This window comes from Embleya sp. NPDC055664, assembly GCF_053618075.1.
The window spans coordinates 98,650-112,396 of sequence record NZ_JBSHGZ010000019.1 but is presented as its reverse complement, the minus strand read 5'-3'; the positions used below and the strand labels follow the sequence as shown (position 1 = coordinate 112,396).

Annotated in this window: 11 protein-coding genes; 5 read left to right on the top strand and 6 right to left on the bottom strand. The window is 71.8% G+C overall.

The features are described 5' to 3' along the window. Positions 1–21 precede the first annotated feature (21 nt). From ACWGR4_RS27555 to ACWGR4_RS27540, 4 genes are all read right to left on the bottom strand, one after another. Positions 22–1,713 carry an acetolactate synthase gene (locus tag ACWGR4_RS27555; protein WP_452132144.1) on the bottom strand — a complete coding sequence of 564 codons (1,692 nt, stop codon included), beginning with the start codon at positions 1,711–1,713 and terminating at the stop codon, positions 22–24. 137 nt (positions 1,714–1,850) lie between these two features. After that, positions 1,851–2,894 (bottom strand): biotin synthase BioB, encoded by a 1,044-nt coding sequence (gene bioB / locus ACWGR4_RS27550; RefSeq protein WP_452132143.1) that lies wholly within the window; start codon positions 2,892–2,894, stop codon positions 1,851–1,853. 5 nt (positions 2,895–2,899) lie between these two features. Further along, on the bottom strand, positions 2,900–3,625 hold the full coding sequence (gene bioD / locus ACWGR4_RS27545; protein ID WP_379994788.1) for a dethiobiotin synthase: 726 nt from the start codon (positions 3,623–3,625) through the stop codon (positions 2,900–2,902). Positions 3,626–3,891: 266 nt separating this feature from the next. Continuing rightward, the gene (locus tag ACWGR4_RS27540; protein ID WP_126637595.1) at positions 3,892–4,635 is read right to left on the bottom strand and encodes a GntR family transcriptional regulator; all 744 of its coding nucleotides are present in this window, start codon (positions 4,633–4,635) and stop codon (positions 3,892–3,894) included. Positions 4,636–5,002: 367 nt separating this feature from the next. On the opposite strand from ACWGR4_RS27540, the gene ACWGR4_RS27535 reads away from it, so the two are divergent. The 5 genes from ACWGR4_RS27535 (at position 5,003) to ACWGR4_RS27515 (ending at position 11,102) form a co-directional block, all read left to right on the top strand. Beyond that, a complete protein-coding gene (locus ACWGR4_RS27535; RefSeq protein ID WP_452132142.1) occupies positions 5,003–6,304 on the top strand; it encodes an extracellular solute-binding protein in 1,302 nt (433 codons plus the stop codon). A gap of 220 nt (positions 6,305–6,524) precedes the next feature. Continuing rightward, complete coding sequence (locus ACWGR4_RS27530; protein WP_452132141.1) at positions 6,525–7,529, top strand: carbohydrate ABC transporter permease; 1,005 nt, start codon at positions 6,525–6,527, stop codon at positions 7,527–7,529. Next, on the top strand, positions 7,526–8,359 hold the full coding sequence (locus ACWGR4_RS27525; protein ID WP_379994795.1) for a carbohydrate ABC transporter permease: 834 nt from the start codon (positions 7,526–7,528) through the stop codon (positions 8,357–8,359). The genes ACWGR4_RS27530 and ACWGR4_RS27525 overlap by 4 nt, the downstream gene beginning before the upstream one ends. 6 nt (positions 8,360–8,365) lie before the next feature. Further along, entirely contained in the window at positions 8,366–9,832 is a 1,467-nt protein-coding gene (locus tag ACWGR4_RS27520; protein ID WP_379994797.1) for a glycoside hydrolase family 3 protein, read from the top strand. A gap of 199 nt (positions 9,833–10,031) precedes the next feature. Beyond that, entirely contained in the window at positions 10,032–11,102 is a 1,071-nt protein-coding gene (locus tag ACWGR4_RS27515; RefSeq protein WP_379994799.1) for an SIS domain-containing protein, read from the top strand. A 146-nt stretch (positions 11,103–11,248) separates the two neighbouring features. Here ACWGR4_RS27515 and nagA read toward each other — a convergent pair whose 3' ends face one another. Together nagA and ACWGR4_RS27505 are read right to left on the bottom strand one after the other, a co-directional pair. Continuing rightward, positions 11,249–12,379 carry an N-acetylglucosamine-6-phosphate deacetylase gene (gene nagA, locus ACWGR4_RS27510; RefSeq protein WP_452133975.1) on the bottom strand — a complete coding sequence of 377 codons (1,131 nt, stop codon included), beginning with the start codon at positions 12,377–12,379 and terminating at the stop codon, positions 11,249–11,251. A gap of 179 nt (positions 12,380–12,558) precedes the next feature. Next, positions 12,559–13,737, bottom strand: coding sequence for an 8-amino-7-oxononanoate synthase (locus ACWGR4_RS27505; protein ID WP_452133976.1), 1,179 nt, complete (start codon positions 13,735–13,737; stop codon positions 12,559–12,561). Positions 13,738–13,747 lie beyond the last annotated feature (10 nt).

Sequence of the window (13,747 nt, the reverse complement as noted above, 5' to 3'; positions counted from 1 at the left end):
CCGTCCAGTTTACGCGGCGAATCACACACCCATGGTCGAGCGTGGGTAGACCGCCTCCGGATCGGTGAGCACGTTCACCAGATAGGGCACCCCGGAGGCGAACGCGCGCCGCAGTGCCGGGGCGATCTGCTCGGGCCGGGCGACCGTCTCGCCCGCGCCACCCAGCGCCCGCACCACGTCGTCGTAGCGGGTGCTCGGCGCCAGGTCGGCGGCCACGTGGTGGCCGTAGAGCATCCGCATCGGGTGCTTCTCCAGGGCCCAGCACCCGTTGTTGCCGACGATCAGCACCACCGGCAGCCGATGCCGGACCAGGGTGTCCACGTCCATCAGCGAAAAGCCCGCCGCGCCGTCCCCGAGCAGCAGCACCACCTGCGCCGAGGGCCGGGCCAGTCGGGCGCCGAGCGCGTAGCCCAGGCCGGTGCCCAGGCAGCCGTATGGGCCCGCGTCCAGCCAGCCGCCCGGACGCGCGGGCTCGATGTACTTGCCCGCGTAGGACACGAAGTCGCCGCCGTCGCCGATCACCACCGCGTCCTCGTCGAGCAGGCGCAGCAGTTCGCCGTGCACGCGCGCGGGATGGATCGGTCGGCCGGCGCTGCCCAGCAGCGGCGCGTCGGACTGCGCGGCGGTACGGGCCGCGGCGCGCACGTGGGCGGCCCAGTCGCGGTACATGCCGACCCGGCCGACCCGCTCCCACGCCGCGGTGAGCGCGTCGAACAGGGCGCTCAGGTCGCCGCAGGCGCGTACCGCGCAGTGCCCGTGCGAGGTCGCCTCGGGCGGCGCGTCGGCCAGGTGCACCACCCGGGCGGGCGGCCCGCCGCCCTGCCCGCCGAAGCCGCCGTAGGACAGCCGGAAGTCCAGCGGCGCGCCCGCCACCAGGACCAGGTCGGCGCCGCCGAGCGCGCCGACCCGGGCCCGACCGGCGAGCAGCGGGTGGCCGGCGGGCAATACGCCCCGGCCCATGCCGTTGGCCACCACCGGCAGGCCGATCGTCTCGGCGGCCCGGCGGGCGGCGTGTTCGGCGCCGCCGATCCACACGTCCTGGCCGAGCACCAGGACCGGGCGGGCGGCGCGCACCAGCAGGTCGGCGATCACCGCGATCAGGTCCGGGTCGGGCAGTACGGGCGCGGGCCGCGCGGCGGCGGGCAGCGTCACCTCGGCCCGGTCGTAGAGCACGTCCATCGGCACGTCCAGGAAGACCGGGCCGCGGTGCGGGCTGTTCGCCAGGACCAGCGCGGCGTCCACCTCGGTGGCGATCCGGTCGGTGTCGTGCACGGTGGCCGCGCGTTTGGTGATCGACGCGAGCAGCGGGGGGTGGTCGAGTTCCTGGAGCGCGCCCGAGCCCCAGCGGAACGCGGGCGCCCTGCCGCCCAGGACCAGCATCGGCGAGCCGTTGAACCAGGCGGTGGCCACCGCGCTGATCCCGTTGGTGACGCCGGGGCCCGCGGTGAGCACGGCCAGGCCCGGTCGGCGGGTGAGCTTGGCGGTCGCCTCGGCGGCGAACACGGCGGTCTGCTCGTGTCGTACGTCGATCACCCGCAGCGCCGGCTCCGCGCCGACCGCGCCGTCGTAGAGCGGGAAGACGTGGCCTCCCGACAGGGTGAACATGGTGTCGATCCCGTGTGCCCGGGCGGCGGCGACCGCAAGCGCCCCGCCGTGCCCCTCGACCGTCCCGCTCGCGGGTCCCCGGCCCCCGGCCCCTCGTCGTGCGCGCATGCCCGGCCTCCGTCGCCGTAGACGCCGCCACCCTCGTATGCCGGGGGAAACCTATCCGCGCGCGCCCGACGGGCAGTAGAGGGGCCGGCGCCGGCGGCCCCCGGGTCGGAGCGGGGGCCGCGGGCGGGGCGATGGGGCTACAGGGTCTGGTTGAGCGCCTTGACCGGCATGCTCAGTTCGTCGAGCAGGGCCAGGTCGGCGTCGGCGGTGCGGCCCAGGGTGGTGAGGTAGTTGCCGACGATCACCGCGTTGATCCCGCCGAGCAGGCCGTCGCGCGTGCCGAGGTCGCCGAGCGCGATCTCGCGGCCACCCGCGTAGCGCAGGATGGTCCGGGGCAGCGCGAGCCGGAAGGCGCCGATGATCCGCAGCGCCTCGCGCGGCTCCAGCACCTTCTGGTCGGCGAACGGGGTGCCCGGGCGCGGGTTGAGGAAGTTCAGCGGTACCTCGTCCGGCTCCAGCTCGGCCAGCTGGCCGGCGAACTCGGCGCGCTGCTCGACCGACTCGCCCATGCCGACGATGCCGCCGCAGCACACCTCCATGCCCGCCGCGCGCACCATCCGCAGGGTGTCCCAGCGCTCCTCCCACGTGTGGGTGGTGACCACGTTGGTGAAGTACGACTTCGCCGTCTCCAGGTTGTGGTTGTAGCGGTGGATGCCCATGTCGGCCAGCTCGTCGACCTGCTCTTGGGTGAGCATGCCGAGGGAGGCGGCGATGTTGATGTCGACGACCTCGCGGATCGCCGCGACGCCCTCGCGCATCTGCTTCATCAGGCGCGCGTCCGGGCCGCGCACCGCGGCCACGATGCAGAACTCGGTGGCGCCGGTCGCGGCGGTCTCCTTCGCCGCTTCCACGAGGGAGGGGATGTCGAGCCAGGCGGCCCGTACGGGGGAGGGGAACAGGCCGGACTGCGAGCAGAAGTGGCAGTCCTCGGGGCAGCCGCCGGTCTTGACCGAGACGATGCCCTCGACCTCGACCTCGGGCCCGCAGTGCCGGACCCGCACCTCGTGCGCGAGCTGGAGCAGATCCTCCAGCCGGTCGTCGGGCAGGGTCAGTACGGCCAGCACCTGCTCGGCGCTCAGGCCGCGACCCTGCTCCAGGACCTGGTCTCGGGCCACGGCCAGGATGTCGTCGGTCCCGGTCTGCGTACGGTCGTCGAGGGCGGTGTCGAGGGATTCCGTCATGTGGCTCACCTTGCGGTCGGATCCTGTGCGGCGCGGAACGCGGCCGGGTCGAAGGTACCCCCCAGGGCGGGGGCCAGACTCGCTCGGGCCGTGAGCAGGAAGTCGGCCGGGTGCAGCGAACCGGCGCCCGCGGGCAGTACGCCGGCCAGTGGTCGGGCGGCCAGCGTCTCCAGATCCCGGACGTTGCAGCGCATTGCCAGGTCGGGCTCGTTCGGCCAGGAGCCGATCACCACGCCGACCAGGTCGACCCCGCGGTGGGCCAACGACTCCAGGGTGAGCGCGGTGTGGTTGAGGGTGCCGAGGTCGGGTCGGGCCACCACGAGCACGCCCGCCCTCAGCTCGTGCGCGAGGTCGGCGATCGTGGTGCCGTCGTCGTCGAAGCGCACGAGCAGGCCGCCCGCGCCCTCGACCACCACGAGGTCGGTCTCCTTGGCCAGCGCGCGGACCCGGTCGGCGACCCCGTAGAGGTCCACCGGCGGCAGACCGGAGACCCGGGAGGCGGCGGCGGGGGAGAGTGGGTCGGGGTAGCGGGAGTATTCGTGCAGGTCGGTCACCCCGGCCAGGCGCCGCACGTCGGCGAGGTCGCCCGGCTCGTCGGGCGCCACGCCCGTCTGCGAGGGCTTGACCACCGCGACGGAGCCGCCGCGCACCGCGGCGATGGCGGCGACGGCCGCCGTGACGATCGTCTTGCCCACCCCGGTGTCGGTGCCGGTCACCACGAGAACGCTCATGACGGTCCAGAGTAGGGGGACCTTGGGCCCGCCGTTTGTGGACCTGTGGCCCCGGTCGCCAGGCGCGCCGGCGAGGCATGATCGAGGTGGTGGGCGCATGGTCCGGCGGGGCCGCGCGTGACACCGCCGGCGGCCCTCTGCACGGGCTGTGGGAGTGAACGGCAATCCTCCGGCGATCGGCCGGACGGTCCGGGTGGGCCCGGGTCGTCCGGCCGATCGCATGTGCTCGAAGGGAGCGCCGGCGGGTTCACGGCGCGCTCACCGGCTCATTCCTGGGGGCGGCGCAGGCGGGCGACGAACTTGTACCGGTCGCCGCGGTAGACGGATCGCACCCATTCGACCGGTTCGCCGTCGGTATCGAAGCTGTGCCGGGACAACAGCAGCAGCGGCAGGCCCACGTCGGTACCGAGCAGTCCGGCCTCGCGCGGGGTGGCCATCGCGGTTTCGATGGTCTCCTCGGCCTCGGCGAGATGGACGTCGAAACCGGCCGACAGGGCCCGATACAGCGAGTTGTGCTTGGCCAGGTGCTTGCGCAACCCGGGGAAGCGCTTGGTGGACAGGTGGGTGGTCTCGATCGCCATCGGCTCGGAGTTGGCCAGCCGCAGTCGCTCGATCCGCAACACGCGGTTGCCGGGTCGGATGGCGAGCCGCTCCGCGAGGTGGTCGTCGCAGGTGATGTAGCCGATCTCGATCAGTCGCGAGGTCGGTTCCAGGCCCTGGGCCTGCATGTCCTCGGTGTACGAGGTCAGCTGGAGGCTCTGCGCCACCTTGGGCTTGGCGACGAAGGTGCCCCGGCCCTGGGCGCGCTCCAGGCGCCCCTCGATGACCAGCTCCTGAAGCGCCTGGCGCACCGTGGTGCGGGAGATGTCGAACTGCGCCGCGAGGGTGCGCTCGGGTGGCACGGGCGTGCCCGGTGGCTGGGTGTTGGTCAGCTCCTGAAGATGGCGCTTGAGGCGGTAGTACTTGGGCACGCGAGCGCTCGGCTCGAGGCCGGCGTCGCCTCCCGCCATCGCACTGTCCGCCGTGGTCGTGATCACGTGTTCCGCCGTCACCGGTGCCCTCCTGACACGTTCGGTCCCCATCGTGGCACGACCACCGATCCCCCCAGGACCAGGAGCGCGGATGTCGGTCCGATAACGGCGTGCCTTCGCCGTCTACGGAACCTTGACACCCCAATTGGTCTATGCCAACCTCCGAAATGGTCTAAACCATTGATGGTCACCGCGCAACCCTCGTCCCTGGGGCGTCGGTGTTTTCCCATTTCGAGTCCCCTCCCCAGTGGGGGACTCGGTCGGTCCGCGCACCTCACGGATCCGACGGGCGAATATCGACGACTTCATACCGAACTGCGGTGCCCGACATCCTGAGGAGGATGTAGTGAAGCGTCGTCTTCTCGTCGCGGCCGGTGTCGCGGCGGCGCTGACCGGTGTTGCCGCCTGTGGGTCCGACAGCGGCAGCGATGACAACAAGAACGAAACCAAGGCACCGGGCGCGAGCGCGCCGGCCGCGGGCAACGGCAAGACCGTTCGCGTCTGGCTGATGAAGGGCTCCGCCCCCGACGACTACATCGCCGCGCTGAAGACCAAGTTCGAGGCGGACCACCCGGGCGCCAAGCTGGACGTGCAGATCCAGCAGTGGAACGGTATCGGTCAGAAGATCACCGGCGCCCTCGCCAGCAACGACGCCCCCGACGTCGTCGAGGCGGGCAACACCCAGATCGCCCAGTACGGCGCCTCGGGCGGTCTGAAGGACCTCAGCTCCAAGGTCAACGAGCTCGGTGGCAAGGACTGGCTGACCGGCCTGTCCGACCCGGGCAAGGTCGACGGCAAGACCTACGGCATCCCGTTCTACGCCGCCAACCGTGTCGTGATCTACAACAAGGACCTCTTCGCGAAGGCCGGCATCACCACGCCGCCGAAGACCCGCGCCGAGTGGCTCGACGTCACCACCCGCCTCAACACCGGCGACCAGCAGGGCATCTACCTGCCCGGTCAGAACTGGTACTTCTACTCGGGTCTGCTCAAGGACGAGGGCGCGGACATCGCGACCAAGTCCGGCAGCGCGTGGAAGGCCAACCTCGACGGCGCCCCGGCCGTGGCCGCCGCCGGCTTCTACAAGCAGCTCCAGGCGCTCGGCAAGGCCGCCAAGGACGGCGACGAGAAGACCCAGCCCGAGGTCCTCGCGGCCGACGGCGGCAAGATCGCCCAGTTCATCGCCGTTCCGGGCGAGGCCGAGACGATCATCAAGTCGAACCCGGCCCTGAAGGACAAGTTCGGCTTCTTCCCGATCCCGGGCAAGGACGCGAGCAAGGCCGGTGCCACCCTCACCGGTGGTTCCGACCTGATGGTCCCCGAGGCGTCGAAGAACCAGGACCTGGCCTACGACGTCATCAAGCTGATCAACAGCGACGAGTGGCAGAGCAAGCTCGCGCAGGCGACCAAGCAGCTCCCGAACAAGACCACGCTCGCCAGCGCCGTCACCGCCGACCCGGGCGGCGCGGCGATGATGGAGGGCGCGAAGAACGGCTTCGCCACCCCCAACTCGCCGAACTGGGCCTCCGTCGAGGAGAACAACCCGATCAAGGCGTACCTCACCAAGGTGATGACCGGTGGTGACGCGGCCGCGGCCGGCAAGGAAGCCAACGCGTCGATCGAGAAGACGCTGAACACCAAGAACTGACCCGCACCACCCGCCCGGACCGCTGAGCGGATCGGGTGATGAACAGTCCGGCCGAACGGTCGGCTCCCGCCGCGGGGTACCGCTCCGCGGCGGGACCGGCCCGGCCCACCCGGCGCGGCCCGCCGGCGGTCCCCCGTCGCCGGCTCCGCGCTCTCGCCACGTCCCGCCACCGGGCCGGACGGGCCGGAGACCCCCGACACCGAACCACGGGAAGGCAGCTGTGTCAGCCTCCAAGGCAGACGCGGTGGTCGCGACACCTACGCAGCCCCCGCGCAAGCAGGCACCATCGGGTGCCAGACGCGCATCGAAGCCCCCACGCAAGTCGTCGGGGATCGTCAAGTCGGTCACCCCATACCTTCTTGTCGCGCCCGCGATTCTCGGGATCGCCTTCCTGCTGTTCTATCCGGTGGTCCGGAACGTCATGTTGTCGTTCCAGCATTACCGCTTCAAGCAGCTGATCTCGCGGTCGGCCGACTACGTCGGCTGGGAGAACTACCAGGCCGTCTTCAAGGACGACGAGTTCTGGGAGGTCACCCGGCGGACCTTCTATTTCACCGCGATCAACGTCGTGGTGATCATGGTGATCTCCACGCTGTGCGCGCTGATGCTGATGAAGCTCGGCAAGGCCATGCGCATCGTGGTGCTGATCGGCCTGGTCGCCGCGTGGGCGACTCCGGTGATCGCGGCCACCACGATCTTCAAGTGGCTCTTCCGCTCCGACAACGGTGTGGTCAACTGGGCGCTGGTCAAGCTCGGCTTCGACTACGAGGGCTACACCTGGTTCGCGCACGGAACCTCCACCCTGACCGTGGTCACCCTGCTCATCGTGTGGCAGTCGATCCCCTTCGCGACGCTGACCCTCTACGCCGGGCTGACCACCGTGTCGACCGACGTCTACGAGTCGGCCCGACTCGACGGCGCCGGTCCGGTGCGGATCTTCAGCTCGATCACCTTCCCGATCCTGCGCCCGATCTTTGCGCTGGTGACCTCGCTGGAAGTGATCTGGATCTTCAAGTCGTTCGCCCAGATCTGGGCGATCGCGGGCGAGAACGGGCCGATCAACGACGTCCGCACGCTGCCCGTGTACGCGTACCAGCAGGGCATGTCGCTCAAGTTGTTCGACATGGCCGGCGCGATCTCCACGATCACCGTGCTCATCCTCGTGGTGATGCTCGTCTTCTACTTCCGTCAGATGTTCAAGCAGGAGCGGGAGGCCGACAAGTGAAGGCGCGCACCCTGAAGCGGATTCCGCTCAACATCGCGGCGCTGCTGGTCTTCGCCGTGTCGATCTTCCCCGTCTACTGGATGATCCTCACCGCGTTCAAGCCGGCCAAGGACATCCAGTCGTCGACGCCGAAGTTCCTGCCGAGTTCGATCTCGTTCCACAACTTCGACACCGCGGTCAACACGCCGCACTTCTGGGACTACTGGCGCAACAGCCTGCTGGTCGCGGGCTGCGGCGTGCTCCTGGCGCTGGTCGTGGCGTGCTTCGCCGCGTTCGCGGTGGCGCGTATGCAGTGGAAGGGTCGGGCGCCCTTCATCCTCATGGTGTTCATCGCGCAGATGGCGCCGTGGGAGGCGCTGATGATCCCGATGTACCTGATCGCGCGCGACAACGACCTGCTCGACTCGCTGCCGATGCTCACCGCGATCTACTTCGTGATGACGCTGCCGTTCTCGATCGTGACCCTGCGCGGCTTCCTCGGGGGCATCCCGGTGGAGCTGGAGGAGGCCGCCCGGGTGGACGGCTGTTCGCGCTTCACGGCGTTCCGCAAGGTCGTCTTCCCGCTGCTGGCCCCGGGTCTGCTCTCCACCTCGCTGTTCGGCTTCATCACCGCGTGGAACGAGTTCGCGTTCGCCAACGCGCTGCTGCTGAACAAGCCGGAGCAGCGCACGCTGCCGACCTGGCTCAACTCCTTCAGCAACGGGCTCACCATCGACTGGGGCGCCATCATGGCCGCCTCCACCCTCTTCATGCTTCCGGTGCTTGCGATCTTCCTGGTCCTGCAGGGCAAGGTCACCGGCGGGCTCACCTCCGGCGCGGTAAAGGGCTGATCAACCATGTCCGAACGTCTCGAGCGCCTGGCGCTCGCCGTCCTGCAGCCCGGTTTCGACGGCCTGACCGCGCCCGGATGGCTGCGCCACCGGATCGCCGGCGGGTTGGGCTCGGTGGGCCTGTTCGGTCGCAACGTCGCGACCCCCGAACAGGTCACCGCCCTGACCGAGGAGCTGCGCCGGGAGAACCCCGATCTCATCGTCGCGATCGACGAGGAGGGCGGCGACGTCACCCGGATACACGTGAACACCGGCAGCCGCTGGCCGGGCAACCTGGCGCTGGGCGTGGTGGACGACACCGCGACCACCGAGGCGGTCGCGCGCGGGCTCGGGCGCGAGCTGGCCGCGTGCGGCGTCAACCTCAACTGGGCCCCGTCGGCCGACGTCAACTCCAACCCGGACAACCCGATCATCGGCGTGCGGGCCTTCGGCGCCGAACCCGATCTGGTCGCGCGGCACACCGCCGCGTACGTCACCGGGCTCCAGGCGGCCGGCGTGGCCGCGTGCGTCAAACACTTCCCCGGGCACGGCGACACCGCGATCGACTCGCACCACGGCATGCCGCTGGTGGACGTCTCGCGCGAGACGCTGGCCGCCCGGGAACTGGTGCCGTTCCACGCGAGCATCGCGGCCGGCACCAAGGCGATCATGAGCGCGCACATCCTGCTGCCCGCGTACGACACCGAACTGCCCGCGACGTTGTCCCGGAAGATCATGACCGGGCTGCTGCGCGAGGAACTGGGCTACACCGGCCTGATCGTCACCGACGCCATCGAGATGGGCGCGATCGCCGACACCTACGGCATAGCCGACGGCACCGTCCGCGCGATCGCGGCCGGCGTCGACGCGGTGTGCGTGGGTGGTGGGCTGTGCGACGAGGACACCGTGCTGCACCTGCGCGACGCGCTGGTGGACGCGGTGCGCGAGGGCCGGCTCGCCGAGGAGCGGCTGGTCGACGCGGCCGGGCGGGTGCACGCGCTGGCCGCGTGGGCCAAGGTCGGCGCGGCCGAGCCGGTCGACTACGCGCTCGGGCTCGACGCGGCCCGCCGCGCGGTCCGGGTGACCGGTACGGTGACGCCGATCGATCGGCCCGCACACGTGGTGGAGCTGTCGCCCACTGCCAACATCGCGGTCGGCGAGCAGACCCCGTGGGGCCTGGCGCCGGTGCTGGCCGAGGCGCTGCCCGGGACCACGGTGACCCGGGCCCGGGCCGCCGAGCCGCAGCTGATCGACGAGGTGCTGCGCGCGGGGGCGGACCGTCCCCTGGTACTCGTGGTGCGCAACCTGGAGCACCACGTCTGGGCGACCGAGATCGTGGCGGGCCTGCTCGCCGCGCGGCCGGACGCCGTCGTGGTCGAGATGGGCATCCCCGGAGCTGCCACTCCGGGCGCCGCCCATCTCGCCACGCACGGCGCCGCCACCGTGTGCGGGATCGCCGCCGCCGAGATCCTGACCGGCCGTCGGCTCGCCTGACGGCATCCCTCGACAAGGGGGGCCGGAAGCCCGGTATTCGTTCGACACCGAGCGTCCGGCCCCTGTGAACCCGCCCGACACCGGGAAACCGGACACTGGGGAGGCGGGCGTTCCCGGGCCCCGGCCCGCGGATCCGCCCGACCTCCGCATCCGTATGTGGAAACCGAATCAGCACCTGGAATCAACGGAAGGCCGCACCATGTCCGCCACCGACGACCGTGACGTCCTGGCACCGAACCGGGGCACCATCATGTCCGCCGAGATGGCGGAGCAGCCTGCCGTGCTGCGCCGGATCCTGGCCGAGGGCGCGCCCTCGATCCGCGCCGTCGCGGCCGAGATCGCCGCGCGCAACCCGCGGTTCGTGCTGCTGACCGCGCGGGGCACCAGCGACAACGCCGCGTTGTACGCGAAGTACCTGATCGAGGTGCTGCTCGGCAAGCCCGCCGGGCTCACCTCGATGTCCACGACCACGGCGTACGGCGCGGAGCCGGACCTGACCGACTGCCTGGTGATCACCGTCTCCCAGTCGGGCGGCTCGCCCGACCTGGTGGCGTCCACCGAGGCGGCCCGCAAGGCCGGCGCGATCACCCTCGCGGTGACCAACAACGCCGACTCGGCGCTGGCCGCGGTCTCCGAGTTCCACATCGACGTGCTGGCCGGTCCGGAGAAGGCGCTGCCCGCGACCAAGACGTACACCGCGGAACTGCTCGCGCTGTACCTGTTCGTCGAGGGCCTGCGCGGCGGCGACACCTCGCCGGCCGACTCGCTGCCGGCGCTGGCGCAGGACGTGCTGGACCGCCGGGAGGAGGTCGCCGAGCTGGCGCAGCGCTACCGCTTCGCGCAGCGTCTGGTGATCACCTCGCGCGGCTACGGCTACCCGACGGCGCGCGAGGCCGCGCTGAAGATCATGGAGACCAGCTACATCCCGGCCCAGCCGTTCTCCGGGGCGGACCTGCTGCACGGGCCGCTGGCCATGGTCGACAACGTCAGCCCGGTGATCGCCGTGGTGCCGGACGGCAAGGGCGGCGACGCCCTCCAGCCGGTCCTGGAGCGGCTGCGCGGGCGCGGTGCGGACCTGATGGTGATCGGCAACGCGGACCAGGTCGGTCGGGCCTCGGCGGGCTTCGTGCTGCCGGAGGGTGTGGCCGAGGAGGTGCAGCCGATCCTGGAGATCATTCCGCTGCAGCTGCTGGCGTACGAGGTCACCATGGCCCGCGGTCTCGACCCGGACGCCCCTCGGGCGCTGGCGAAGGTGACCGAGACGCGCTGACGCCGACGACCGGGAGCGGTCCCGGGACGCGCGCGGCGAGGGCGCGTCCCGGGACCGACCCGGGGCCGGAAAGCGCGGTCCGAACGCGCGAAAGCCCCCGACCCGGACCGGGTCGGGGGCTTTCGCGCATCGCGGGGTGGGGATGGTCAGGCGGTGGCCTCGTAGGCGACCACTCCGCCGATCCAGGTCTTGAGGATCGTCCACTCGTCGCTCCACCAGACCAGGTCGGCCGTGGCGCCGGGGGCGATGCGGCCGAGGTCGGTGCGGCCCAGGGCGTCGGCCGGGACCCGGGTCGCGGAGGTGAGCACCCGCGCCGGCGGGTTGCCCAGGCCGATCAGGTTGCGCACGGCCAGGTCCAGGGTCAGCGCCGAGCCGGCGATGGTGCCGTCCAGGTTGCGCGGCACGTCGCCCTCGACCAGGGTCACGTCCACGTCGCCGAGCCGGTAGCGGCCGGGCGGCATGCCCGCGGCCGCCATCGCGTCGGTGACCAGTGCGGTGCGCTCGCCCGCCACGCGCAGCACCAGCGAGCAGACCGGGCCCACCACGTGGTGCAGGTCGGCGATCAGGCCGGGGGTAAGGCGCGGGTCGCTCAGCGCCGCGCCGACCACGCCCGGCTCGCGGTGGCCCAGGCCGCGCTGGGCGTTGAACAGGTGGGTGACCATGGTCGCGCCCGCGTCCGCGGCGGCGGACATCTCGGCGGCGGTCGCGTCCGTGTGTCCGGCCGAGACTCGGATCCCCGCGGCGACGATGCGTCGAATGGCCTCGAGCGCACCGGGAAGTTCGGGGGCCAGGGTGACCAGCGTCAGCGCCTCGCGGACGGCGTCGTCCAGGAGCAGCCGGTCGATCAGTTCGGGAGTGGGCTCGCGCAGGTACTCCGGCGGGTGGGTGCCGACCCGGGCGGGGGACAGGAACGGCCCCTCCAGGTGCACGCCCAGGTCGCGCGCGATGGGCTCCGTGGCGAGCTTGGCGCGCAGCTCCGCGGCCCGCACGAGGGCCGCGGTGAGGATGTCCAGGTCGCCGGTGATGAAGGTCGGGCAAAAGGCGGTGACCCCTGTCGACGGGAGCCGGGCGGCGACCTCACGCCAGGCGGTCGCGTCCGCGGCCACGAAGTCGTGCCCGAACGCGCCGTTGAGCTGCACGTCGATCAGGCCGGGCGTGAGCACGCCGTGTGGCAGCCGGAATGTGTCGGGGCGGCCGGGTCCCTCGGTGACGCCGGTGATCCGGCCCTGCTCGACCCCCACCTCGGCCGGGCCCACGAGCTTCCCGTCCACAAGCACGCGAGGTGCCCCTATGCCGGCCACGCGTGCCCTTCCTTCCCTGCGGGACCGCTACGCGGCCGAACGTTCGGCGGCCTCCCGGTGCGGGCCGGGAGGCCGCCGACCATTTTGGTTCAGACCAATCCCAGTTGTCTAGACCAATGTCGAGGGACATGACACGTATACCGGTGGTTATCGGGTCACGAAGTGGCGTATCGCAGTGCCGTCAGGGCCCGCTCCAGATCGGCCGGCGTCAGGTCCGCGCGGGCCGCGAGACGCAGTCGGGAGATGCCGTCGGGCACCGACGGCGGACGGAAGCAGCCGACCCGGACCCCGGCCTCCGCGCAGCGCGCGGCGGTGTCGAACGCGAGCTGCGCCTCGCCGACGAGCACCGACGTCACCGCGCCCTCGGGCGCGGTCGCGCGCAGCCCCGCCTCCCGGGCGCCGGCCGCGAGCGCGCGTGCGTTCGCCCGTACCCGCGCGGCCAGGTCCGGCTCCGCGCGCAGGATCCGCAGCGCCTCCAGGGCCGCCGCGACGCTCGCCGGGGCCAGCCCGGTGTCGAAGATGAACGACCGGGCCGCGTCGACCAGGTGCTCGACCACCCGGCGCGGACCCAGCACCGCGCCGCCCTGCGCGCCGAGCGCCTTGGACAACGTCGCGGTCAGCACCACGTCGTCGGCCCCCGCGAGCCCGGCCGCGTGCACCGCGCCCCGGCCGCCCGTGCCGACCACACCGAGCCCGTGCGCCTCGTCCACGAGCAGGACGGCGCCATATCGCCGTGTGACGGCCGCCAGCTCCGCGAGGGGGGCGATGTCCCCGTCGACCGAGAAAACCGCGTCCACGACCACCAGGGCCCGTTCCTCGGGCCGTTCCGCCAGCACCCGGGCCACCGCCTCGACGTCGCAGTGCGCAGTGATCGCCACCCGGGCCCGGGACAGCCGGCACGCGTCCACGATCGAGGCGTGGTTGATCGCGTCCGAGACGACCAGTCCGCCCTTGCCGATCAGGCCACAGATCACCCCGAGGTTGGCCAGGTAGCCGGAGGAGAACACCAGCGCCGCCTCGGCTCCCATGTGCGCGGCCAGCTCCGCCTCCAACGCGGCGTGCAGCGTCGTGGACCCGGTCACCAGGCGCGACCCGGTCGACCCGCCGCCCCAGGTGCGCAGGGCGCGTACGCCCGCCTCGATCACTCGTGCGTCGCGGGTCAGCCCCAGGTAGTCGTTTCCGGCCAGATCCAGCCCGTCGACCGTCGCCTCGCGCGGGCGCAGCCGGCGCCGCAGCCCCGCCTCCTCCCGTTCCTTCTCCCGCAGGTCCAGCCAGTCGAGCGGATGACCGCCGCCGGGGAGGGGCCGGCCGGGCGTGGGCGATTCGGTGGACATCCATACCTCA